Source organism: Halorubrum saccharovorum DSM 1137 (assembly GCF_000337915.1).
Lineage (GTDB): Archaea > Halobacteriota > Halobacteria > Halobacteriales > Haloferacaceae > Halorubrum > Halorubrum saccharovorum.
The window spans coordinates 1-21,717 of the sequence record NZ_AOJE01000057.1; the positions used below are offsets into that span (position 1 = coordinate 1).

24 protein-coding genes are annotated in these 21,717 nt (G+C 52.4%); 9 read left to right on the top strand and 15 right to left on the bottom strand.

Going from position 1 to position 21,717, the window contains the following annotated elements; translation table 11 throughout:
* Positions 1–249 precede the first annotated feature (249 nt).
* From C471_RS17045 to C471_RS17055, 3 genes are all read left to right on the top strand, one after another.
* On the top strand, positions 250–786 hold the full coding sequence (locus C471_RS17045; protein ID WP_152421870.1) for a transcriptional regulator FilR1 domain-containing protein: 537 nt from the start codon (positions 250–252) through the stop codon (positions 784–786).
* Positions 787–1,334: 548 nt separating this feature from the next.
* The gene (locus tag C471_RS17050) at positions 1,335–2,009 is read left to right on the top strand and encodes a matrixin family metalloprotease (RefSeq protein ID WP_152421871.1); all 675 of its coding nucleotides are present in this window, start codon (positions 1,335–1,337) and stop codon (positions 2,007–2,009) included.
* A gap of 1 nt (position 2,010) precedes the next feature.
* Positions 2,011–2,493, top strand: a complete 483-nt coding sequence (locus tag C471_RS17055) for a hypothetical protein (RefSeq protein WP_152421872.1) — start codon at positions 2,011–2,013, stop codon at positions 2,491–2,493.
* A gap of 412 nt (positions 2,494–2,905) precedes the next feature.
* Here C471_RS17055 and C471_RS09585 read toward each other — a convergent pair whose 3' ends face one another.
* The 5 genes from C471_RS09585 to C471_RS16410 all read right to left on the bottom strand — a co-directional run bounded on the left by C471_RS09585 (position 2,906) and on the right by C471_RS16410 (position 6,812).
* Complete coding sequence (locus tag C471_RS09585; protein ID WP_004048558.1) at positions 2,906–3,736, bottom strand: type IV toxin-antitoxin system AbiEi family antitoxin domain-containing protein; 831 nt, start codon at positions 3,734–3,736, stop codon at positions 2,906–2,908.
* Positions 3,737–3,862: 126 nt separating this feature from the next.
* The gene (locus C471_RS09590; RefSeq protein ID WP_004048559.1) at positions 3,863–4,795 is read right to left on the bottom strand and encodes an ImmA/IrrE family metallo-endopeptidase; all 933 of its coding nucleotides are present in this window, start codon (positions 4,793–4,795) and stop codon (positions 3,863–3,865) included.
* Between the two features lie 86 nt (positions 4,796–4,881).
* Complete coding sequence (locus tag C471_RS09595) at positions 4,882–5,229, bottom strand: hypothetical protein (RefSeq protein WP_004048560.1); 348 nt, start codon at positions 5,227–5,229, stop codon at positions 4,882–4,884.
* 193 nt (positions 5,230–5,422) lie between these two features.
* Entirely contained in the window at positions 5,423–5,905 is a 483-nt protein-coding gene (locus tag C471_RS16405; protein ID WP_080505575.1) for a hypothetical protein, read from the bottom strand.
* A 136-nt stretch (positions 5,906–6,041) separates the two neighbouring features.
* On the bottom strand, positions 6,042–6,812 hold the full coding sequence (locus C471_RS16410) for a helix-turn-helix transcriptional regulator (RefSeq protein WP_004048561.1): 771 nt from the start codon (positions 6,810–6,812) through the stop codon (positions 6,042–6,044).
* Positions 6,813–7,022: 210 nt separating this feature from the next.
* Here C471_RS16410 and C471_RS17060 point away from each other — a divergent pair, with 210 nt between their 5' ends.
* From C471_RS17060 to C471_RS17070, 3 genes are all read left to right on the top strand, one after another.
* Positions 7,023–7,406, top strand: a complete 384-nt coding sequence (locus C471_RS17060; protein ID WP_152421873.1) for a hypothetical protein — start codon at positions 7,023–7,025, stop codon at positions 7,404–7,406.
* Positions 7,407–7,672: 266 nt separating this feature from the next.
* Positions 7,673–8,254 carry a hypothetical protein gene (locus C471_RS17065; protein WP_152421874.1) on the top strand — a complete coding sequence of 194 codons (582 nt, stop codon included), beginning with the start codon at positions 7,673–7,675 and terminating at the stop codon, positions 8,252–8,254.
* A gap of 408 nt (positions 8,255–8,662) precedes the next feature.
* On the top strand, positions 8,663–9,097 hold the full coding sequence (locus tag C471_RS17070; RefSeq protein WP_152421875.1) for a hypothetical protein: 435 nt from the start codon (positions 8,663–8,665) through the stop codon (positions 9,095–9,097).
* Positions 9,098–9,340: 243 nt separating this feature from the next.
* Here C471_RS17070 and C471_RS16415 read toward each other — a convergent pair whose 3' ends face one another.
* The 3 genes from C471_RS16415 to C471_RS17445 form a co-directional block, all read right to left on the bottom strand.
* Entirely contained in the window at positions 9,341–10,618 is a 1,278-nt protein-coding gene (locus tag C471_RS16415) for an outer membrane protein assembly factor BamB family protein (protein WP_080505576.1), read from the bottom strand.
* A gap of 217 nt (positions 10,619–10,835) precedes the next feature.
* Positions 10,836–11,273, bottom strand: coding sequence for a hypothetical protein (locus C471_RS17075; protein ID WP_152421876.1), 438 nt, complete (start codon positions 11,271–11,273; stop codon positions 10,836–10,838).
* Positions 11,274–11,436: 163 nt separating this feature from the next.
* Positions 11,437–11,895 (bottom strand): hypothetical protein, encoded by a 459-nt coding sequence (locus tag C471_RS17445; RefSeq protein ID WP_160163140.1) that lies wholly within the window; start codon positions 11,893–11,895, stop codon positions 11,437–11,439.
* Between the two features lie 218 nt (positions 11,896–12,113).
* Between C471_RS17445 and C471_RS17080 the strand changes: the two genes are divergently transcribed.
* Entirely contained in the window at positions 12,114–12,314 is a 201-nt protein-coding gene (locus C471_RS17080) for a hypothetical protein (protein ID WP_152421877.1), read from the top strand.
* Positions 12,315–12,414: 100 nt separating this feature from the next.
* Here the strand turns inward: C471_RS17080 and C471_RS16420 are convergent, their stop codons facing one another.
* The 4 genes from C471_RS16420 to C471_RS09620 form a co-directional block, all read right to left on the bottom strand.
* Positions 12,415–13,413, bottom strand: a complete 999-nt coding sequence (locus tag C471_RS16420) for a PQQ-binding-like beta-propeller repeat protein (RefSeq protein ID WP_394295191.1) — start codon at positions 13,411–13,413, stop codon at positions 12,415–12,417.
* A 482-nt stretch (positions 13,414–13,895) separates the two neighbouring features.
* Positions 13,896–14,312 (bottom strand): hypothetical protein, encoded by a 417-nt coding sequence (locus C471_RS09610; RefSeq protein WP_004048564.1) that lies wholly within the window; start codon positions 14,310–14,312, stop codon positions 13,896–13,898.
* Between the two features lie 138 nt (positions 14,313–14,450).
* Positions 14,451–14,876, bottom strand: a complete 426-nt coding sequence (locus C471_RS17085) for a hypothetical protein (protein WP_204365936.1) — start codon at positions 14,874–14,876, stop codon at positions 14,451–14,453.
* Between the two features lie 967 nt (positions 14,877–15,843).
* Complete coding sequence (locus C471_RS09620; RefSeq protein WP_004048566.1) at positions 15,844–16,665, bottom strand: IS5 family transposase; 822 nt, start codon at positions 16,663–16,665, stop codon at positions 15,844–15,846.
* Between the two features lie 178 nt (positions 16,666–16,843).
* Between C471_RS09620 and C471_RS09625 the strand changes: the two genes are divergently transcribed.
* Positions 16,844–17,257 carry a hypothetical protein gene (locus C471_RS09625; RefSeq protein ID WP_049909222.1) on the top strand — a complete coding sequence of 138 codons (414 nt, stop codon included), beginning with the start codon at positions 16,844–16,846 and terminating at the stop codon, positions 17,255–17,257.
* An 89-nt stretch (positions 17,258–17,346) separates the two neighbouring features.
* Here C471_RS09625 and C471_RS17095 read toward each other — a convergent pair whose 3' ends face one another.
* On the bottom strand, positions 17,347–18,564 hold the full coding sequence (locus tag C471_RS17095; RefSeq protein WP_152421879.1) for a homing endonuclease associated repeat-containing protein: 1,218 nt from the start codon (positions 18,562–18,564) through the stop codon (positions 17,347–17,349).
* Positions 18,565–18,787: 223 nt separating this feature from the next.
* Positions 18,788–19,003 (bottom strand): hypothetical protein, encoded by a 216-nt coding sequence (locus C471_RS09630; protein WP_049909283.1) that lies wholly within the window; start codon positions 19,001–19,003, stop codon positions 18,788–18,790.
* A 132-nt stretch (positions 19,004–19,135) separates the two neighbouring features.
* On the opposite strand from C471_RS09630, the gene C471_RS09635 reads away from it, so the two are divergent.
* The gene (locus C471_RS09635) at positions 19,136–19,342 is read left to right on the top strand and encodes a heavy-metal-associated domain-containing protein (RefSeq protein WP_004048570.1); all 207 of its coding nucleotides are present in this window, start codon (positions 19,136–19,138) and stop codon (positions 19,340–19,342) included.
* Here the strand turns inward: C471_RS09635 and C471_RS09640 are convergent.
* The gene (locus C471_RS09640) at positions 19,339–21,615 is read right to left on the bottom strand and encodes a heavy metal translocating P-type ATPase (protein WP_004048571.1); all 2,277 of its coding nucleotides are present in this window, start codon (positions 21,613–21,615) and stop codon (positions 19,339–19,341) included. The two genes, C471_RS09635 and C471_RS09640, sit on opposite strands and share 4 nt — an antisense overlap.
* Between the last annotated feature and the right edge of the window lie 102 nt (positions 21,616–21,717).

Below are 21,717 nucleotides of genomic sequence, written 5' to 3' on the forward strand. Positions count from 1 at the left end.
TAAACCGGAGAATCTGCGACTTCGGGAGGGCCTTCATCTCATCAAATTACGCGGCGAACATGTAACTCTCTGAGGATTTCAACAGAGCCATCTAATACTAAATTCTCAAGGACGACTGTTGATCGGTCAATAAAATCCCTGATCGAGCACAATTTGATTCGGGAAATTAAGGGAAGAAAATACGAATTGACACCGAAAGGAAAGATGATCAAAGACGAGACTGAAGACTTTCACACACTGACCGATAGTATGGCATCTGCTACTGATCTGATTAGCTCACTGAACCAAGCAGAACAAGTCCCCCGATTTATTTTTCGCGGTGCTAACATTAGCATGGCCGATCCAAAAGCGCCAGAAGCTTGTCTTCAACCAATAATTCAAATTCTTGAAAAATCTACACATTTTCGTACAACTTCACGGGTCGCGATGACGTATGGTGTAAATAAACTATGTAAAATCGTCAAAAAAAGAGGAATTAGTGTTGAAGTATGCGCTCAAAAAAAGGTCATCAAATCTATGTCAAAGTTGTGCCGAGAAGAAATGAAAGAATTATACGAAGTAGAAAATGTGAAAATTTACTCTATTTCCGATCCTGTCCCCTACTCCCTATGGATTGCGGAGACTCCATCAAATACGCAGGGTGGGTTTGTAGTCCATCTAGACGGTGCGGTCAAGGGAATATTATCAAACGATTCTCCACAAGCAATCGATTGGATGGAGATGTCGTATGATAAAATTCAGGAGGGTGGAAAGCTGGTCAATGAATCTACTATCCAAAATATCTGAGGCCATTTAATAGTGGAAATACTCTCAAACAATCAAATTAAGGGGAATTTCCAAGCGCGAACAATATAAAGAATACTACGAAACCAACCGCGGCACATGCTATAACTATTACACCAGACCGCAGTAGCAATATTGTGTTCTTATACTTATCTGGCACAAATCCTGATAATCCATAAGAAAGAAAAGTCAGGCTGGCTAAAAATGGAAATAATGTGGCTATTGAGGACGCATTAAATTCAACTGATCTAAAAGTTAGTGCGAACAAAATTATACCGATGACAGATAAAACCCCATAGCCAACCTCACTAAGTCGTTTTTTTACAATTGATTCTCTGATGCTTAGGACACTCTTCATGGGTTTAAGCACGCTTCAATTAAATCGACTGGTGAGACATATATCTTGTTACTGTTACCTTCGGCTTGTTTTTAATTTCCACTAATTTTGTATTCTTCTATCTCTAGAATATTATTTCAATAATGAACTGATAGTCACTCATGAAAATTTTTCTTCCTAGGCTATTAATATATGTAATACCAGACTATTGTTGATGCCAGCAGCATTAACGGCAACCTACGAGAAGGATAGTGTACCAAATCTACCAGCCGCAGAGGATGGAAATGATACAATTTGTGACTGGGTGTCCAACCAAACCTCAGAACAGTTGTACTCACTAAATGGATTCACACACTCAGTAAAGCCTCAGGATGACTATGAGTCCTACATGTATGATGCCGTTCAGGATCTTCACAACGACAATATACTAAATGACAATGATCACATTATTCTTGTTGACGCTTTGGCATTAGATGGATATGGCAGAATATACCCAAATGGGTCAATCAATCTTGACGGAAATGAATACTATGTATGTAGAGTAACGGGGAATGGAGCAGCTGTCTCCAGCGAGGAAACGAGGTACATGGCCATGCACGAGCTAGGGCATACGCTGGGTCTTGACCACGAAGATGGCGACTATGAAATCAGCGAAGCAAGTACTGGTGCCACCTTCCCAGATGATATGACGCTCATGTCTGTCCCTTATATCCAGACAGACCGATCGTTTAACGCATGCGACGGATTCATAGGTGGAAGATCTGATCCGCCTAGTGACTTCTGTTCAGTAAGCAACTATGAAGTCGATAAAGCTGGGAGTAATTACTTGGACAAGTATAGCGACGGGTGTGGTCGTGGCATTGTTGAGGATCACTTAGAGGGACTCTAATATGGACCGCAGAAAATTACTCAAGTGGCTAGGTATCGGCGGAGTTTCCATATCAACCTCTGGAGTTGCTTCAGCGGATGGTGGTAATAGCCCCGGTTTGAGTATCAATAAAGTAGCAGGATCTCCGCAGGCATTGGCGATAAGTTGGGATGAAGAAAGTGGTAATTCAGACAACGTTTATACTGTTTATATAAATGGACAGAAAGAAATTAAAACGCAATCCACTCACCACAGACTGACAGGCTTAGATCAGGGCGAGAGTGTAGTTGTGAAAATAGAAGCATATGAAGGTGAGAAAAAAGAACCTCATACCTCCACCAAAAAAAGATTCAGTCCAGGTCGTCCGGAGATGAGCGGTATGAAGACACGACCGGCCACGCCACAGGACGTCGATAAAGACAAGTGGGAAAATATGTCGAAATCAGAGAAAGCTGAAATGTTCGAAAATGGCAATCATAGGTGTAAGTCGGAGGGTGAGAATTAGGTGTAAACGATAGACATTCGCATTTAGGTAGGATTGTATCCCTTAATCACCTTGTTGGTAGCTGGACAGACACATAACATGACACAAAAACAGCCAGTAGTATATTCCTCTGATTGATTACGTCAACCACCGGGAGTATAGATACTGAATCTTTCAGTAATCTGAAATATGTCACCGCGACGGGGTGGGGCAGCTTGATTCTAAGCCCTTATTGTAGCGCGACCGAAGCGACCGGAAAGGTGTCGAGTGAAAACTTGCTGTTGACGGCGCTGGTGACGGTGGGTATCGCGATAACGGGTAGCTAAATAGTAGTTTGTTTCAGGCAGCGATTGAATGTGGGAAACCAGTCGAAGCTCCGCCTTTATTGAGTGCGTAACCGCCGACGAAAGTCAGTACTGACTGATCATCGCGATCAGGACTCCGTCGGCTCCAGCGTAGCTGGCTCGACGTTGATCCGGAGGCGATACGTGCTGTCGGTCGATCCGGTGTCGGGCCGCGTCGGGTCTAGTGGGGAATAGCCACTCGTGAACGACGCGACGAGCTCCTCGCGGGCGGGGAGGTCGATGCCGAGCTGGTCGGCGAGGTAGACGATTCGCTTGGTCGCAGCGCCGTTGTCGAGGCGTTCGAGGTACTCGCCGACAGTGGACCAATCGCAACCCCGTTCGTCGGCAGTACGCATCGCGGTTGCGAGTTCCCGAAGGCCACCGCTGAACTCGGGGTGGTCCGCACAGTCGACCAGCGTCTTCTCCAGGTCGCTGACCTGTACGGTCGTGCCCTCGATCGATGTCGGCTCAGCGCCGAAGAATTTCCGCTCGGTGACCGTCGTGACGCGGTACGGGACGCCGTGGATCTCTCGACTTTGCGCTCGGATCGGCGTGACGACGTACACCGTCCGGGGGACCTGTTCGGTCAGTCCGTGGTGGCTGAGAGCGCAGTAGTAGCCGATGTACATCGGCTCGGCGACGTGGGCGGCGATGAGGTACTCGTGGGTGGTGTACACGGCTTCCTCGCCGGCTGTGAGTGGAATGATGAGATACGTGCCCGGGAGGAGCCGGTCGAGCCAGCCCTTCTCGGTGAGTCGGGAGGCGATCTCACGGGCGGTGTTTGGGGGGACCTCCAGCGTCGTCTCGATGTCGTCAACGGAGATGATCTGGTGACCCGCGCCAGCGAGTCGTGCAAGGAGTCGACTTTCTCGAGTCGAGAGACCCTGGCGCATATTTTGCGTTTGTTCTATGATACTCATACCTGCGTTTCTTACATAGAGTATAAACACGGGCCTGCTTTTAGCCTTGCGACTGTCGTGAACGGCGGAGATGAGCAGACTTAACCAACGAAATTGGGGGTGTCGAGTCGAGTGTTGGTTAAGAATTCAGACGGCGTCTTCGAGCACGTCGATGAGCTCTTCTGCTGTGGAACTGATCCGGTCGAGACGGTTACGAACGACCTCGGGGTCGTCCGACTCCCAGGCTGCGAGGTAGAACGCTGACCCACTGGTGTCGAGCCCGCAGTAGCGCCCGACAACGTACGCGACGGCTTCGGCCTCGACTTCGCGTTTCGCCCGCTCGGTGTCGTCGTCGACGTCGAAGTGGAGCAGGGCGTGTGCGTACTCGTGGATCAGCGTCCGCGCAAGGTCGGCATCGTTCGCCCGATCACGCACCTCGACCCGTGGTTGCATATCGACGAGGCTCAGCTGTTCGCAGATGCCCTTCGCCTCGTCGTGGGTCCACTCCTCAGCTGGTACGATCCGCACCGTCACGCCGAGGTCGTCAGCGGCGGCAGTCAACTGTTCGACGAGGTCGCCGGCGTCCCCGGTCGCTTCCGTGTCGAGGTCGGGAAGCGGCTCGCCCTCGGTCTGGGAGACGTCGAACACCGGAGCAGGCTTGAACCCGACCAGGCCCTCGGACCACTCCTCGGGTGGCGTCTCGTCGTACTCACAGTCACTGTCCTCGTGGTAGCTCGGCGAGTTCTCGCACTCCGGGCACTGCTTGGTGATGATCGGTGCCCAGATCCAGATGGCCGACTCGCCCTCCGTGACGTGGCGGTCGAACTCCTCCTGCCACGTCCGGTAGCCCGCCACCCGGCTCGCCTCGGGATACTGCCGCTTGATGAGGAGCGTGTTCCGGTAGGAGTAGTCGTGGAAGCGGCTCTGGACGTCGAGCCACTCCTGGAACTCCGCGCTGGCCTGTGCGTCGTCGACGCCAGCGACGAGGTCGTCGATCCACTGTTCGATAGTGCTGTTCATCTCGTCGGATCGCGTGTCGGTCTCCTCGAAGGAGACCGACGAATCACTGGTCGTAGCCATTGTGTTCACCGAATCAAGTTTACGGCGACAGCGTCTGTTCAGACCGCGCCGCACCCCTCAGGGGCGTTCAAAAACCGCGCTGTCGGTCAGCGGAGCTCGTGGCGTTCGTTCGCAAAGCCAACCGAGACGAGGTACTCGAGGAACTCGTCGAACCGCTCGACGTCACTGGGGGTGTCGGTCGCAAGATGACGCGCCCATTCGATGGCCCACTGGAAGGCGGGATCCGTGCCGCCCTTGCCGTGAATGTACCACCATCGGGCTGCTTTCAGCACGACCAGCGGATTCGTCGGCGGCTGCTCACCGGCGAGCCCACGGGTGATGGATTCGATTTCGTCGGGCACGTCGGCGGAATCGACCTCTGCTGATTGCGTGTTGTCGATATCGACGGGAATATCGTCGATCGAGACGTTGTCAGGATGCTGTTGTTGACTCACTAGAAGTCACCTCGGAGAGCTTTCGAAGGAGCCCTCGCCCTCTCTGGGGGCACGAAAAACAGGTCGCGAAGTCACGTCGGCGGGAGGTAGACGCTCTGCTCGCCGGCGTGATTTTTGAACTAGATTGGTTCCGTTGGAATCCTCAGAAGTGACCGTTTCTATTGCGTTGCGGACAGTACAGGCTGTTCAACAATTAAGCCGACTGTATACGCGTCGCCATCCATCTGATGCCGGACCCCGCAACGTAGCCGATTGTTCCGATGATGACCGCAAGCGCTAGGCCAAAATTGACGCTTGTTTCGAGTCCCCCAAGTAATTCGGCGCGGGCAGACCCGTATGCGAACCCCGACATTCTCGGCGAGGTGTACCGGCCTGCCCCCATCCACTCACCAGAGAGATAACCGACGAGTGGTGGAAAAGCGTACCCCCAGAGGCTAACCAGCCATAGTGTGCCGACGGTTGGGACTAAGCCCGCACCGAATATCCCCGCAATGACGGCAGTTCCCGGAACAATCACAAGCCAGCCCCAGAACTCATAGAGGCGAACACCCACACCGAGGAGGAACGCGACGGACGCGAGACTCAAAAGACCGACAACAGAACCGATAACAGCCCAACGAGGGAGACGGTCACCGAGGATGTGTCTCCGGACCCGACCATTGTTGAGATGTCTCATACCCTTTGTTTCACTTCCGGATTATTAGTTGTTTGGCCGAGTACGCAATTCCTGTCGACCGCCTGTTTCAGGCGAGATACTCTGTTGAGGTGTTTTACAGGAATTCAACAACCCCTATTTTCGTTCAGATGATGACTCAAAGAAAATCCGAATTAGCTTCCTGTTTCACGCGATTGTATTGATCTTCCGCCCAATCAAGCGCATCTGGGGTATCATTCATGAGAATTCCACGCACTCCCTGTTCCGTGAAAATGATGACACCTGCCTCAGACGAATCAACAATCCAGAGGCCAAAACTAAACGGCATCGTAGCAGTGTGTAAACTGACATTACTGTCGTCTTGTAATTTATTTGTAAGTGATGAAAATACGGCACGCATCCGTTCAAATACGTCGGGTGGGATAATTAAATCGAGAGAGTAATCTTCAGTACTGCGTACACGTTCGTAGAGCTCCTCAGCGAAGCCAGTAATCACGACTGGGGTAATAATGGTAATATATTTACCAGTTTCGACACTATCTAGCAACAGCTGTATAATGGCATCTGGCATCGACGGGTCAGCTCTGTTGACACTTGCCCCCTCAAGAAACGGGTAATCAATCATATCCGTTGTTGAAAGTTCGTTGATTAGTGGACCTGCCTCAACAAGACTCTCCAGCCGACCCAGATATGCTTCTCGTGCCCTGTAACTACACCTTCCGAGTGGCGTAGGTTTCCACACGCCGTCTTTGTAGACCACGAACTCACTATCGGCGAGGTCACGCAAAGCGCGGTCCAGCGTAGAACGTGAGACATCAACCACCTCTTCCAGTTCGCTCTTTGAGCGAGGCTGATCCATTAGGATGTGAAGGAACGAGTAGCGTTCGGAGAGGACACTGTCGGGGTCATCGCTTGATGAATAACCCATACTTACTCCTTAGTCCAGCAATCAGTTAAATTTTTCACATTTAAATAGGTTAATTCACTAGGAGTAAGATAATACTATTCACTATATTCAAGAAAATCAAACTGGAGGAGTGGGGATCAATATGTAGGGTGATACCTCATTATATGAAAAAATTATCGACCGGTAAGGTGAATATAACACAGCATTATTCCTTGTGTGTGGTGTGATCACATGACCACTAAACAAAAAGACGTTCAAGCTGGTCAAAATCAAGACGAGTCGAATGAAGCGACCACTACTGAGAGTAGCTCGCGCAGAAATGAAGAGTGCTCAACAGATACTCAGAAACGGACAATATCTAGTCGACGGTCCATATTAAAAACCGTCGGTATACTTGGAGTGGGTTCATTTGGCTTTTCACGGGTGGGTGTCGCATCTTCTGAGAAAAAATCAGATGAAAAAGAAATCGACTACGCACTTCGTCGAGAAGAGCCAGGAGACCCAACCTCCGCAATCACAAAACGGACTAAGAGAGTTCCTCGAGACTGGTACCGTTCGCTCAAGAGGAGTGAAAAGTCCGTAAGAGAAAAAATTTTGAATCAAAACCATATGTAGGTGAGGTTGATCTGATTCCACCAATACACGGTGGAGCAGGACCACAAATTCAGGTTGGAGTCATTCAGAACCCCGACGGCTCAGCTCATCCTGATCTTCCCTCTACTCAGGAGGCAAAAGACAAGATTCCTACAGAAGTTGAGCGAATTCCAGTTGATGTCCACGAAGTCACTGAGTTTAGAAACGGCTGCTACGAATACGATTACGGCGATAGCGTCCCAGCAGGTGCCGAAATGGAGGTCGGATATGAGACCGGTTATTGTACTATGGGAGCGCAACTGAACAAGGACGGGAACTCATACTTTTCGACATGCCAGCATATATTTTATAATGACGATCCTGAGTCAAGAAAGTTGTACAATCAAGATGATGATGCTGCGATTGGTGACGTTATAGAATCATACTGCACGTACGATTTTGTTGTTGCTGAGCCAATCAATGGCCACACACCGACATATAGGTTGGCAAATCCCAATGGAACCCTTTCGGACCTAACTATCGTTGAGCAGTTTACAAAAAATGCGCTTCATGATAAAGTAGCTAATGATGAAGAATTGACCAAAAGAGGTGTTAAAACCTGTGAAACTACTGGAAAGATCCGATCGGCTAATGGATATATTGGGCCTGTTGACATAGGGTGCGGTTTCCGAAATCATCAAGTGAAATGGGGAAAAGATGATGGTGACTTTGACCCGGGTGATAGCGGATCCATAGTCTATCAGAAGGTGGGAAGTGATCAAGTTGCTGTTGCTGGAACTTGTAACGGGTGGGACCCTGTTAATAAATATATCGTATATGGCCAATCAGCTTACTCTATCAAGAATAACAAAGGGTACACCTATATTTAAAATAATATTAGATATGAGCGTTTATAAAAATACTCTGTAATAAGCTTTGTTTGTGCTAGGTTCCCCGAGAATTAACGTTTTTGATGATTGCTTGGCTTGACGTCTTACTTCACAGAATAATCATTCAACAGCATCGTTGCTCGCGGGCGGTGACCCCCGCACCCCTCTCTGGGGGCACGAAAAACAGGTCGTGAAGTCACGCCAGCGGGAGGTAGACGCTCTGTTCGCCGGCGTGCTTTTTTGAACTAGATTGGTTCCGTTGGAATCCTCAGAAGTAACCGTTTCTATTGCGTTGCGGACAGTACAGGGGACTCACGTATCGGTTAGTACATCGTGTGAACAGAGTGTTCCGATTACCAGAGTACCCACACTAGTAGATTTTTTGTCGGTAAGGTGTTATACCATGTTATGCCCTCTACCCGTCGGAGCATTCTAATTGGAAGTAGCGTAGCTATTGGGGCCATTGCGGGCTGTCAAAGCGTTAATCTCGGGGACCCCCGGGAAATTGATCTGACTCTCCGCAATTATACTGACAAGGAACAACCACTCCGACTTGAACTCCTCCGCGAAGACAAAAACGAGCTGGGTGAAGCGTCCGTACTTGATACCGAATACACTGTTCCAGCTCCGGGAGAAGGTGACGACTCTGCGGGAACCATACGCGAAACAGATGTAGTGCCTGAAAGACGATACATCGTTCGAGTCCTACTTAAAAACGGAAGGCACGAACAGTTCCATTCTCATTATTATCCCGACGACTCAACCGATGCTGGGATAGATATTAGCATCTATCGAGACGAAACAACGGAGAATTTGTTCGTTGACTTCCGCGCGATCTCTTAGTCTGAGGCCGCACTCGTTGAATTCGCAAGCGCGATCCTACGGTTGATTCAGCCGCGTAACCCCGTACGTATTGACTGTAGATCGGGCAGTACAGGTGAAGCACAAGTCGCTCAGTAAGTACCTTTCAGCGACCAGCCGTTTCATGCTGTGTTGTTTCTGAAGAAGAGGATTTCAACAGAAACAAGCGAACAGAAGAACTGACCGGTTCCGAGAGATTTCATCGCAGTGTTGCGTGTCCACGGGTTACCACTCTCCCAATGCGGCTACGTTTCCGGTTTCTGTCCCGATGATTGTTCGTGTTCCATCAACCCCCGATTGCGTAAGGCGGCCAGTGTGAGAGAACGACCACTGTTCAGTTCCCTTTAACGTGTAAGCTCGAATATTCCGCTCCTCATCATCAATACTCCCGATGATGAGTCCTTGCGAATCAGCAGCAACAATTCCTGCAGACCCCGGTAATGACTCTCTCCACTGTCGATCACCAGTCGCCACGTCTACCGCGTGGACACTCCCGTTTACGGTGGTCACGTAGGTGGTCCCGTCAACGATCGCCTCAGACGTTGGCCTTCCGTCCTCAACAGAGTATCGCCACCGTTCGACGCCATCCGCACGGTCAACCCCGAACAGCCAGCCACCGTACTCGGTGACACACACAGTATCGTCTGAAACAGCGACTCCGGTTGGGTCGAACGGGTCATTGACCGGGGCAGAAAACTGCCAGTGTACGGTTCCTTCACTTGCGCTCACCGAGACGACTTGGTAGTCAGATCTGTTGCTTCGAGAGGATATTAGGTATAGTTCGTCATCAAACACGCGAGGGCTATCCGTTGCCGGTGGCATATCCCAATATCGCTGTTCGCTTCCATCGGCGACCGCTCGGGCTGTCGTTCGACTGCGACCCTCCACAACATAAAGCGTATCATCGTAAACGGCAGCATCATCCGTGTCGCTCGCGTCACCCGCCTCAATTGCCCAGCGCTGGTCGCCATTACTCGTCTGGACAGCGTATAATGTCTCATCTTCAACATCCAACGCGTCATCGGAGGTCCCAAGGTAGGCTGTTCCGTCGGAGACAGCCAGCAGACCGAGCTGTTGATCGCGTGGTTCAGTTGTCCATGTTTCTGAACCGTCGTCTATCCGCACAAGTCGCTGGCTTCGGCCGACGCCATCACTCCAGCCAACCACGACGAAAACGCCGTCTTCCACGGTTGGGGGCGTTCTGACACCTGCGGGTGCTTCGTATCGCCATTGTTCAGTTCCATCAGTTGCTCTGAAGGCGTAGACGTTCTCACTCGTTTCCGGAAAGGCGGTGTCGCTGTTAGGGGTTGCTCTATCATTGGTACCACCGCTGACGTAGACTGTTCCGTCCTGAATTACCGGCTGGTGTCGAATGGAACCTTCAATCTGAGTTGTCCAGTGGACAGCATCTCCAGTCGGTTCGCTTCCAGTATCCCTGTTCAAACAACCAGTGACCCCAGTAATTGAGACAGAAGCAGCTGCTAGTAGTTCTCTACGGTTCATATATGATGACTAAAATATACAAATAAATGCCTTCTGGGGGACAAAAGTAATAAATCGAAAATTGTAGATAAATATATGTGATTTAGTAGACCGTAGGAACCTCCATTACGATTCTCTGATTGATTGGCTCTCTAGTGGTCAATCCGCAACTCTCATCGACCGGCTGTTTCAAATGAGAATATGTCTGAAGAGGGGATTTCAACAGATCCTTATATTTCTACTTTTCCTCAGATACGACACCTGATTGGATCGGGCCAAATCGCCGTAACGCAAACGCAACAGTAGATGATATAGTCCCTATTGGGACGCCATACAACATCGCTGTCCCCACGCCGGTTAAAAGTCCATAGTCAGGTTGAGGGTGGTTAAGCGAGATAACACTATACAGTGTAGAGCCGCTGATGACGATCACGGTGACGGCAGCGCTCACTAGTATTCCGTCGTTTCGATATGTATGTATCCCTGCCAGAATAATCGCTGATACCGTAACTCCAAGCGGGCTCATAAGCAAACCAAATGAGCTTCCCATACCGGAATTTCCAACAAGATAGAGTTGACCGAAGAACAAGGCCATGAGAATGACTGAGTACCCGAGATACCGAAGCGATAGGTTCAACGACTTCCCTAGAAGGAACGATTCTAACCGCGAATCCATACATGTCGATGGGTCACTGGTTGTATAAGCTTTTCATCGTGAAGGCTCCCGGAAAATCAGACATATAGATAGTAGAGGCTCTGTTACAATCTACAGCAGTTGATATTTTGACACTCTCGATCGCTCAGTACAGAAGGAATGATTAATGCTTCATAGTCAGGTTTCAGTTCCCAGTCACCGTGATGACATATTCGTAGTCATGTGAGTTCCGATCGCCGATCGTTTCCCTAACGCTGAAACCGTATTCGTAAGTGCCGGTTTCGGCATCAGGATCAACTTGAACTGGCACATCTACCGTCACACGTGTACAGTCATCCCATATCCATATTGGCGGGCACGAGTCAAGTTGAGCATCAATCGCTGGCGAGGTGTCGACATCCCCAAATCTGACTGGCGCATCTGTACCGCATGAATACAACCGTGAGTCGAACGAGAAACCAGTAATTCCGTCCACTTGTATCTCGAAGGATGCCGAGTCGCTCGGTGTGAGTTCCAATTCCTCCACTTGAACATTCAGTGGCCAGTTATCCTCTCCCGAACAAGACGGACCGCTCCCGAGGCATCCGCCCAAAGCTACGGATGTTGTGGGTACGGTTCCGGCGAGGAATTGGCGTCTTTTCATTGGTTCAAAATGATTTGACTGAGAATAAGTGCTTTCGGGTGAACTAAAATTCCAAAACGAACAGGTACTCTATGACCGGGTTCAATAAGCAAGTGCGATCTTGGGGCGATTCAGGCGCGCAACCCCGCGAAGTATCGACCGGAGATCGGTCTGTACAGAGAACTCACGAATTGCTCAGTAGAGCAACTTGTTTATACTCTTCTTGTTTACAGAAAAATATGTTGAACAGAGAACCGACTTGGAACGAGAATCTTGGTTTCTTGGTAGTATCGTTCGCAATTGCGAGCGGTGCTGCGACACTTGTCCCCACGGCAGGACTCGGAGGTCTTCCCGGCGCGGTCGGTGTCATCATCGTCTTTGTAATTACCTTTTTAGTTTGTATGCTGGCCATCGACCGGTTATTCCTCCGAGAGGAGTAACTACGTCGAGTACGGCTAATTCACAGGCTTCAGCGAGCGGTTGTTTCGTGCGAGAATATGTCCGAAGCAGAGGATTTCAACAGAGCCAGGCAGTCCTTTCTCATCGATCCGATTCCTCTTGAAATCCGACGAGTCCCTTAGTCGTGGTTATAAGACAATAGCCATTCGCGAGAGTCACCGACTGTGCATGGTCGTTGAGGCTGTGAGTTTCGAGGGGCTCCCCACTTGTACGATCGACGAGACGAAGTTCATCCATTACGGGAAGAAACAGTGTGTCTCCGGCTACTGCTACCGAACCGATGTGCGCATCCTCCTCGGGTTCTGGTTCGAATAGTAACTGTTCGTCTCCTGTCGCCGGATCAATCGCGTACACCTGCTCCGATTTATTTGTCCCATCCGATTCGATAACCAACAGTGAATCGTTAGCGAGGGCAGCTGGTTCAAATCCTGGAGGAGAATACTGTCGCTCGCCTTCAGTGGGTATCTCCGGAGGTGTCTCCGGCGTCACCCAGTCCGTTTCACCAGTCGCAGCATCGAGAGCGATCAACATCCCGCCAATAGTCGAAAAATAGATACGATCGGTCCCGGCGATGACGTGACCGCCAATTCCGTCGTTGAGCACATCCTCGTCAGGATGGAAATAGTCGGAAATGTCGGCTTCCCACTGCTGTTCGCCTGTCGTCGCGTCTAGCGCGACGATCTTTCCATCTGTGATGGTATCCAGTATGATGGTTTCTCTGGCATGAATTGCACTCACGCTAAGACGTGGATGGACGCTTTTTTGCCAGCACTGTTCACCACGGTGAGCATCGACTGCGATAATATCGTTGGAGTCTTCGAAAATGAGCAGCCCTTCGTCAAGTACCGCCGTTACTTGTGTACTTGCTACGTCGCTCGTCCACCGTTCGCTCCCGTCGGCCGTGGCTAATGCCTTCGAAACTGCGTCTCCGTCGTCTCGATCGTGACCGAGAAAAAGAGAATTGCCACCCGCCGTGAGCGGCAGTTGCTGGCCTGTGAAATCGATGTGCTTCATCCATTGCTCTTGACCGGTGGCCAAGTCGTATGCCCTAACAGTTTTTCCCGAAACTACACTTGACACAACAAATACAGAATCGTTGATTATGATGGGTTGAGCGGGGGTTTGGATAGCGGCACTCCATTGTTCGGACAGTCCGCTCTCGGGCGCGTTTTCAGGTGGGACTGTGCGAGTGTTGCTTCCATCGTAGTGGGGGAGGGGCCAGTCTGTGGCTGAGTTATCCATCGGGGTGGGACTACAGTCGTCTTCAAGCAAGAGTCCAGACCCGTATGCGTATCCTCCGAGTGCGCCGGCACCTACGGAAGAACCACAAGCGGCCAGAAGTTGACGTTTCGTGAGGGAGTGACCTTGGTCAGTGGAGGGCATACTCATTATTTTTTATTAAACCAGTAAAACGGTTGTTGCTATGAGATCACGCCGGCTGATCTATCAAACTAACGCGCTCCGAGTGATTTCGAAGTGTCTTTCGTAATACTGGATTCGGGCTCTGTTGAACTCCTCAACAGGCCGCGTATTTTGATCCCCTTGCGGTCAACACAGGGAGCCTATCTAGTAATTCGTCGGACCGCAGTTCCGATGCCAAAGCCGAGCGTCCCCAGGATCGCCGCGGCAACGACACTTCCGACGATGGCGTATCCGATGAGCCACGGTAGTCCCGGTTTGCCCATAGTTAACGCGATACCACCGTAGTTCAGGATGACTCCGGCAACCGCGGCGAACACGAGCAACCAACTCACTCCGATCCCACCGTTAGAGTACGCTTGGACCGCAACGAACACCGTGAGCAGAACGGCGTACCCCTGCCACCACAGCACCGCATCCAGCAGGCGAAAGTCCGCTATTCTTACCACCGCAAAGTAGAGGAGCGACGCAACGAAGAGTATTCCAGCACCGATACTCCACTGTCTCGCTCGTTTTCGATCCGCACCCAGTAGGAGGGTTCGAATGTCAACGGGAACCATACACAATCTGCCTTTCTAGGCCTAGAACAATAAGAAATTATGAGGTGACTGATTCGCTCTCTTCAGTGACCAGACGTTTCATATGATAATGTGTCTGAAGAAGGATATTTCAACAGAACCAAAAATCCGGCAATTTGTTCACTCTTCAAAGGATGCTGAATACACTTTCCCTTGGGAGTGATGCTCTGTCGCAGAAACGTATCGAAACCCACCGCTACGGGTTGCCTCTACACGGTATCCTTGGGATGCTAATGCGTCGTTACAGCCACCGCCGACGCCGTCGTCGACGCCGGCGATAAGCAGATCTAAACGCTCCTGTGATCGTTGATATTCGGCGTGGGCTAATTCGAGGTCGGCGCAATCAGTCGATCCGTATGCGACAGTACCTTCCACGAGTATCGTCTCGCCTTCGACCGTGATCTCCGGTGGTGAATCGGCGTCAATATCCGTTTCTATCTGTTCAAAGTTTATGTCGAAACTTCCTCCCGGTAGCCTATTGAGGCATCCGCCACTGACGGTAGCAAGTGTCATCCCGGTTCCGACAAGGAGGGCTCGCCGTTCCATATGTTACATTTTACCGACACTAAGTATATGCTTTGTCCCCGGTGTTCGGATGCTATTTTGTATCAAACCTGAATCGGTCACTACGCAAGCACGATATTGTGGTTGACTCAGGCGCGCAACCCCGCGGAAGTATCGACGGTAGATCGGTCAGTACAGGTGGTCCAATCACCAACGACGCCCAGCTCAACTGTATTACCGGAACAAGGACAAATAGTCAAAAAGCGGCTCTGTTGAAATCCTATTCTTCAGACATATTCTCGTCTAAAACGACTGGTCGCTGAAGAGTGTAAATCGATCGCGGTGATTAATTTCNGGCTCTGTTGAAATCCTATTCTTCAGACATATTCTCGTCTAAAACGACTGGTCGCTGAAGAGTGTAAATCGATCGCGGTGATTAATTTCACCAGATATATGATTAGTTAGACTCTGTCGACAGTCATGACCAGCCCGTGTTCTAGACGAAGGGTTCTCGCTGGAAGTGGTTCAGTCATTCTTGGGGCTCTGTCGGGATGTAGTCAACTCCCGGTTTCGTCTTCTTCACCCTCCCAACTCGAAATTCAACCCAGCAATGCCACCGCAGAGCCACAGGGGCTTGGAATTGAACTCCTCCGGGCTGACGAGGAAACGAGAGATGAGGCCGTCGTGTTTGACCGATTTTTCGAACTGGAGGCGAGCGATACCGGGGGNCCCGTGGTCGATGAGCAACGCTACCTCATTCGAGCATCGCTCGGCGGCTACCGAGACATCACAGAGCATTATCACTACTTTCCGAACCCCGACGATTCCGTGGAAGGTCCCACACTGCTTGACGTGGTCATATACAAAGAAGAAGATCTTGTCCGACCGTACATTGATTACGAGCAATACAGTGGGCGTATAGAATCACCGACGAACAGCAGCTAAAGAGTTAAGAAATTTTGACATCGAAACGGGAATTAGTGATATATACGTACTCTGTATTGACCGCTCAGAGTGATCGGTCGATGTTGTGACTGAGACAGGCGATGGTGAGTTCACGGAACTGCTTCCACCAGTACCGTGACCGGACAAACGCACCGTACTTCCGCTTGAGCGTTGAGTTGACCGCCTCGGATTGACTCCGCTGGCCGTAGAGATCAGCGTCTAAGCGCGCGTTCCATGCCTTGTGGAGCGATGTAAACTCACGATGCTTTATCAGTGGCCGAACTTCGTGTTGCCGGGCAAGTTGCCTGATATCCTCGTCGTCGTAGCCCTTGTCACCGAGTAGAATGCCAATATCCTCGGGGTTGCGCTTGATCAACGACGGCGCAATCTGGCTATCGTGTTTCCGAGTCGTCGTCACGTGTAAATCGAGAATCGCGTTCACTTTCGTATCGACCAACAACGTCACTTTGAGCTGCTGAATCGTGAGTTCAGCTCGTTTCGTGTAGTGTTTCGAAGCGTGACTGCGGTCAAACCCTGACGCATCAACACCAACGACACCGCTCGTCGGAAGTAGCGTCGCTGAGAGAGTCAATATCGCACGCCATACAGCCATATCAAGTCGATTGAACGCTTTACAGAGCGTTGATGGCGTGGGAAGTTCGGCTAATCCAAGAACTCGACGAATGCGTGGCATCTCGATTAATTCATCAAGTAGACCACGATAGGTCGTGTTTTTCCGAACTTTGAGACACAGCAAAACAACGTGTTGCGGAAGTGTATAGCGGTGTTTAGAGAATTTCGAGGAATACTGGGAGACAGCTCGCCGTGCCAGATGGATCGCCTTCTCAGTAAACCGGAGAATCTGCGACTTCGGGAGGGCCTTCATCTCATCAAATTACGCGGCGAACATGTAACTCTCTGAGGATTTCAACAGAGCCNTAAACCGGAGAATCTGCGACTTCGGGAGGGCCTTCATCTCATCAAATTACGCGGCGAACATGTAACTCTCTGAGGATTTCAACAGAGCCCAAAAAGCCTATTATCACTACTATGTGGTTTCAGGTATGTCCTTGAAGCGGCGAGCCATTCTCTTGGGCGGTGCGGCAACGGTCGGATTTGGGGCTCTTGGTTACTATGGGATAACGAGGTGCGACGAGGTCGCCTGTTTTTCTTTTGAGTTTCAGGGTGCTGATCATGTGGCTAATAGATTAGATGTTCAGCATACGGGTGGCCAGGAGAGCCTACAAGCGGGTGATGTGTACTTCCGCGGGGTTGTTGTTGATTGGGAGTCCCGAGAGACAGACACCATCGCATGGTCTGAGTTAGATGATGAGATGGAGCCAAGCGACACGATTGATGGCGATGAAATACGGCTCCAACTCTTGTGGGAAACGAACGTTGTGGAAATCCTGTGGCGGCAGGAGGGTAAGGAGACACTCATCGGAGCATGGGTTGACGAAGACGACGATGCTAGATAGGCACCCTTTGGCGACCAGATATTTCAGACGAGAATAGTTCTGAAAAATATGGTTTCAGCAGTTCCGATTAAATACTGCTCTTTCATGGTTTACTCAATTATTGGTTGGACTGGCAGCCGCTCGAGACGGCGATGACACGGAATACAGAGTGTCAGTAGGTTACTCGGAACGTTTGACTCCTCGACCGCTCGATCTGGATGATTGTAGAACCGCCGGCGTGGAATTCGATGGTGAACCGGGAGATCACGGCCGAACTGGTCTCGATGTGTTTCGCGGTTCATTCCACAGCGGAGACAGGATTCATTGTCACGGGCAATGATTTCCTCACGGATCTGTGGCCAGTTCGACCCAAACGGAACTGTCTCGGTATTTGACTGACGGTAGTTCTCCAGATAGTCCGGATCGGCCGCCTGTAGGGCTGTTCGCCATGATCCGAATACACGCCAATACGGCTGGGTCGTAAATTCCCCGTGTTCAAGCATTTCACCCGTCGTCGGCGGATGACCCAACTCTTCCGCGAGCTCTCGCAATTCAGTTAATAACTCCTCGCGTGGAATGCGCCATCGGGTATTTGGCTCGAAGCCAGCGGCTGTCAGGGCTTCGTTCCAGGAACCGAACCGCTTTTGATAGATCGATCCGCTCCATCTTCCCTGATCCCGCATCTCACTCTTACGGGGAACGTGTCCCAACTCTTCGTTGAGCCTCCTGAGTTCGGCTATCAGATCTTCCTTGCTCACACCCCACGCAGAGTGGACTCCCAGTCCAGCTTGCTCAAGAGCTCGATTCCACGTTCCGAATACTCGCTTGTATGGAGCCGCTGTGTATGGACCATTCTGGTCCATCTCATCAGATGTCGGTGCTTGACCCAGTTCCTCAGCGAACTCCTGAAGAGCAGTAATAAGCGTCTCTTCGGAGAGGTTGATTTCAACGCTCGGTTCAAAACCAGCCGCCTGTAGCGCCGAATTCCACCCCCCGAACCGCTTGCAGTATGTTTTCACCGAATACTCCCCGTGCTGCCTGTAGGTTCGCTCTGATGGAGCCTCTCCGACAATTTCGGCAACCGCCTTGAGGTCCGCAAGGAGGTCCTCCTTTGGGGTCGGTGGTCGCCCATCCGGTTCGTTTGTGCCCGTCTCTAGGCCAGCTGTCTTGAGTGCTTCATTCCACGACCCGAACCGGGCTGCGTAGGTTGCTGTAGCATGAGGTCCAGAGTCGTTCATCTCATTCTGAGACGGAGGTCGCCCGAGTTCCGCAGCGAACTCTTGGAGACGGTTGAGGAGTTCTTCGTCTGAGTACAGCTTCTTGCCCATAATTAGCGATGTGAATGAATCACTCAGTTTGGTCCCGGCTTGGTATTTGAATGTTAGTCCCGGTGTCTGCTTGCTGTCGATCTATCGCTGGCGTCTGTAACCACTGAACTCGCGAGGCCGCTGCTGGCTGCCCCGCACCCTCTCAGGGGCCGAAAAACCGAGGCACAGCCGATTAACCAACAATAGGGGAACTCACGCGGAGTGTGTTGGTTAAGAATAGAGCCTACTCTTCGTTCTCACGTAGCTCTTCAGCCTTCCACTTGAGCTGGCGCAGAATCTGCGTCCGGTTCTGATGGGCGTTCTCGTAGGCAACACACTCCTGAAGAGTCTCCATATCGGGAATCGTCGCGATACCGGCCTTGATCAGGTGCGTGTTCGATGCTTCAAGCCGCTTCTCTGGCGGGAATTCGTCGCTCTCTTCGTCGTTAGTAGTTCCCATCTCGAAGAGCCTCCACCCCTTTGGGGCCGACACAAACAACTCTCCGGACGATGACGCTCCATCTCTAATAGAGATAAAACCGATACAACAGTTACCGTAATGGTCATCCCCCGCGAGTGTTTACAGCCCCGTATGGAGCGAAAGACGATCTCCGTCACCGGGATGTCGTGCAACGGGTGCGAACAGAACGTGGAGACCGCCCTGCGAAACCTCGACGGTGTGAGTCGGGTCGAGGCCAATCACGACGCTGACACGGTCGACGTGGTCCTCGAGGATGGAGTCTCAGACGACGACGTGAACGCGGCAATCGAACAAGCTGGCTACGACGTAGTGGCTTAATCGGCTGTCAATCGGCCGTCCCCACGCTCACCGTCGGTGCGGTCGTCGAGGGCGAACTCGGTGTTGACACCCTCGCCGGAGAGGAGTTGACCAGCGAAGCTGTTGGCGAGGACGGCCGAGACGGACAGCACCATCGCGAGCATCGCGAACACTGGGTGAACGAGCCCCGTGGTCGCGGCGGCGACACCGAGCCCGTTGAACGCGAAGGCCGTCGCGAGGTTCTGACGGGTCTTCCGGTAGCTCTCGTTCCCGATCTCGTAGGCGTCCATCACGCCACCAAGCCGGTCGCCCATCAGGACGATGTCCGCCGATTCGATGGCGATGTCGGTCCCGGCGCCGATGGCGATCCCGATATCGGCCTGCGTGAGTGCGGGAGCGTCGTTGATGCCGTCGCCGACCATGGCTACGCGGTAACCCTCGTCCTGCAGGCGACCGATCTCTTCGCGTTTCTCGTCGGGCAGCACGTCTGCCATAACGCGGTCGATGCCGACCTCCTCGGCGACCGCGTTCGCGGTGCGCTCGTTGTCCCCGGTGATCATCACGGGCGTAATGCCGACCTCTGTCATCCGCTGGACGGTCGCAGCGGCGTCGCTCTTGACCTCGTCACCGATACCGATCAGGCCGATGAGGTCACCGTCACGAACAACTCCAGCAACGGTGAGGCCGTGGCCCTGAAGTCGCTCGATGTCGTCGTCCCCCTTCGACAGGTCGATCCCCTCGTCGCTGAGCCATCCCGGTTTCCCGACCAGCACGTCGTCGCTGGCCACGGTTGCCCGGACGCCCTTGCCGGTCACGGAGTCGAAATCATCGGGGTCAGCGTACTCGACATCTTGTTCGTCGGCGAACTCGAGGATCGCATCTGCGAGAGGATGCTCGGAGAACGCCTCTGCACTGGCCGCAGTCGTGAGTACATCCACCTCGTCGGCACCGAACGCGACGACCTCACTGAGGGTGGGTTCGCCGACGGTGATGGTGCCGGTCTTGTCCAACACGATGTGGTCGACGTCGGGGAAGATCTGGAAGGCGTCGCCCGACCGCATCAGGATGCCGCGGTTCGCGGCCTTCCCGCCGCCCCGGATCAGGGCCAGCGGTGTCGCCATCCCGAGCGCGCACGGATAACCAAGGACGAGGACGGCCAGCGCTGCGAACGCCCCACGCTGGATGTTGGGGTCTGCACCCCAGGCGAGCGGTGCGACCACCCAGAAGAGGAACGAGAGCGCGGCAATCGCCAATACGCCCGGGACGAAGTACTTGAGGACGCGGTCGGCGAGCTGGATGATGCCGGGCTTCATCGCCCGCGCCTCTTCGATCTCGCGGGCCACCTGATTCAGGAACGCGTCCTCGCCGGTTGCAGTTACCTCAATGAGCAGGGTCCCGGTTTCGTTGACGCTGCCACCGATCACGGCGTCGCCGGCGGCCTTCTCCTCGGGGATGGACTCACCGGTGGCGACCGACTCGTCGACCGTCGATTCGCCCTCGATGACCTCGCCGTCGACGGGGATGTTCTCGCCGGGCTTGACGCGGACGCGATTGCCAACGTCGAGGTCGTCGACGGGGACTTCCTCGACATCGCCGTCATCACTGACGCGGCGTGCCGTGTCGGGCTGGAGGTCGAGCAGGTTCTGGACGGCCTGGGAGGCGCGCGTGCGGACGATGAGGCTGGTGTACTCCGAAAGGATGTGGTAAGTGGTGATGAACACGGAGACGGCGAAGAAGTGGACGGTTGGGAAGCCAGGGAACACGAACAGGCCAAGCAGTCCGCCGACGAGCCCGGCGAACGCGCCCGCTTCCAGGAGGACGTGCTGGTTGAAGATCCCCCGGCGCACGCTCTGGAAGGCTTTCTCTTTGATGTAGCGCCCGGGACCGAACATCGTCCCGAGAGCCAGCCCCAAGGTCACGAGATCCATCGCCGGCGACGCCGACTCGAAACGTCCCATCACGAAAATCATCCACCCCATCAGCGCAGCAACAACGATGGATGCGCCGCCGGCGAGCAGCAGCCGACGCTTTCCATCGGCGAGTTCGGCCTGCTGCTGTTCATATCGCTTCGCTTTGTCCGGATCGCGGATCGTGTAGCCGAGATCTCGAAGCGTGTCCTTCACCTCGACCTCGCTCAGCCGGTCGTCGTCATACTGCACGAGGACCTCCTCGTGGGCGAGACTCACGTCGACATCCTCGACGCCGTCGGTCCGGCTGTAGGCTTTCTCGATGCTCTCGGCACAGAACGAGCAGGACATCCCCCCGACGTTGAATTGTTCGTGTGTCGTTCCCATCGTGGATGGTGGTTATCGTGGTATGCGGATAACCATTACGACAATAGTTATAGCGGTCTTGAATTCCTAATACCACTGTCGGAAGCGTAGCGTTACTCTTAC

Coding starts and splice junctions, on each gene's coding strand:
- C471_RS17045 (WP_152421870.1), top strand. CDS start 250: ATGGCATCTGCTACTGATCTGATTAGCTCACTGAACCAAGCAGAACAA.
- C471_RS17050 (WP_152421871.1), top strand. CDS start 1,335: ATGCCAGCAGCATTAACGGCAACCTACGAGAAGGATAGTGTACCAAAT.
- C471_RS17055 (WP_152421872.1), top strand. CDS start 2,011: ATGGACCGCAGAAAATTACTCAAGTGGCTAGGTATCGGCGGAGTTTCC.
- C471_RS09585 (WP_004048558.1), bottom strand. CDS start 3,736: ATGAGTATCATAGAACAAACGCAAAATATGCGCCAGGGTCTCTCGACT.
- C471_RS09590 (WP_004048559.1), bottom strand. CDS start 4,795: ATGGCTACGACCAGTGATTCGTCGGTCTCCTTCGAGGAGACCGACACG.
- C471_RS16405 (WP_080505575.1), bottom strand. CDS start 5,905: ATGAGACATCTCAACAATGGTCGGGTCCGGAGACACATCCTCGGTGAC.
- C471_RS16410 (WP_004048561.1), bottom strand. CDS start 6,812: ATGGGTTATTCATCAAGCGATGACCCCGACAGTGTCCTCTCCGAACGC.
- C471_RS17060 (WP_152421873.1), top strand. CDS start 7,023: ATGACCACTAAACAAAAAGACGTTCAAGCTGGTCAAAATCAAGACGAG.
- C471_RS17065 (WP_152421874.1), top strand. CDS start 7,673: ATGGGAGCGCAACTGAACAAGGACGGGAACTCATACTTTTCGACATGC.
- C471_RS17070 (WP_152421875.1), top strand. CDS start 8,663: ATGCCCTCTACCCGTCGGAGCATTCTAATTGGAAGTAGCGTAGCTATT.
- C471_RS16415 (WP_080505576.1), bottom strand. CDS start 10,618: ATGAACCGTAGAGAACTACTAGCAGCTGCTTCTGTCTCAATTACTGGG.
- C471_RS17075 (WP_152421876.1), bottom strand. CDS start 11,273: ATGGATTCGCGGTTAGAATCGTTCCTTCTAGGGAAGTCGTTGAACCTA.
- C471_RS17445 (WP_160163140.1), bottom strand. CDS start 11,895: ATGAAAAGACGCCAATTCCTCGCCGGAACCGTACCCACAACATCCGTA.
- C471_RS17080 (WP_152421877.1), top strand. CDS start 12,114: ATGTTGAACAGAGAACCGACTTGGAACGAGAATCTTGGTTTCTTGGTA.
- C471_RS09610 (WP_004048564.1), bottom strand. CDS start 14,312: ATGGTTCCCGTTGACATTCGAACCCTCCTACTGGGTGCGGATCGAAAA.
- C471_RS17085 (WP_204365936.1), bottom strand. CDS start 14,876: ATGGAACGGCGAGCCCTCCTTGTCGGAACCGGGATGACACTTGCTACC.
- C471_RS09620 (WP_004048566.1), bottom strand. CDS start 16,665: ATGAAGGCCCTCCCGAAGTCGCAGATTCTCCGGTTTACTGAGAAGGCG.
- C471_RS09625 (WP_049909222.1), top strand. CDS start 16,844: ATGTCCTTGAAGCGGCGAGCCATTCTCTTGGGCGGTGCGGCAACGGTC.
- C471_RS17095 (WP_152421879.1), bottom strand. CDS start 18,564: ATGGGCAAGAAGCTGTACTCAGACGAAGAACTCCTCAACCGTCTCCAA.
- C471_RS09630 (WP_049909283.1), bottom strand. CDS start 19,003: ATGGGAACTACTAACGACGAAGAGAGCGACGAATTCCCGCCAGAGAAG.
- C471_RS09635 (WP_004048570.1), top strand. CDS start 19,136: ATGGAGCGAAAGACGATCTCCGTCACCGGGATGTCGTGCAACGGGTGC.
- C471_RS09640 (WP_004048571.1), bottom strand. CDS start 21,615: ATGGGAACGACACACGAACAATTCAACGTCGGGGGGATGTCCTGCTCG.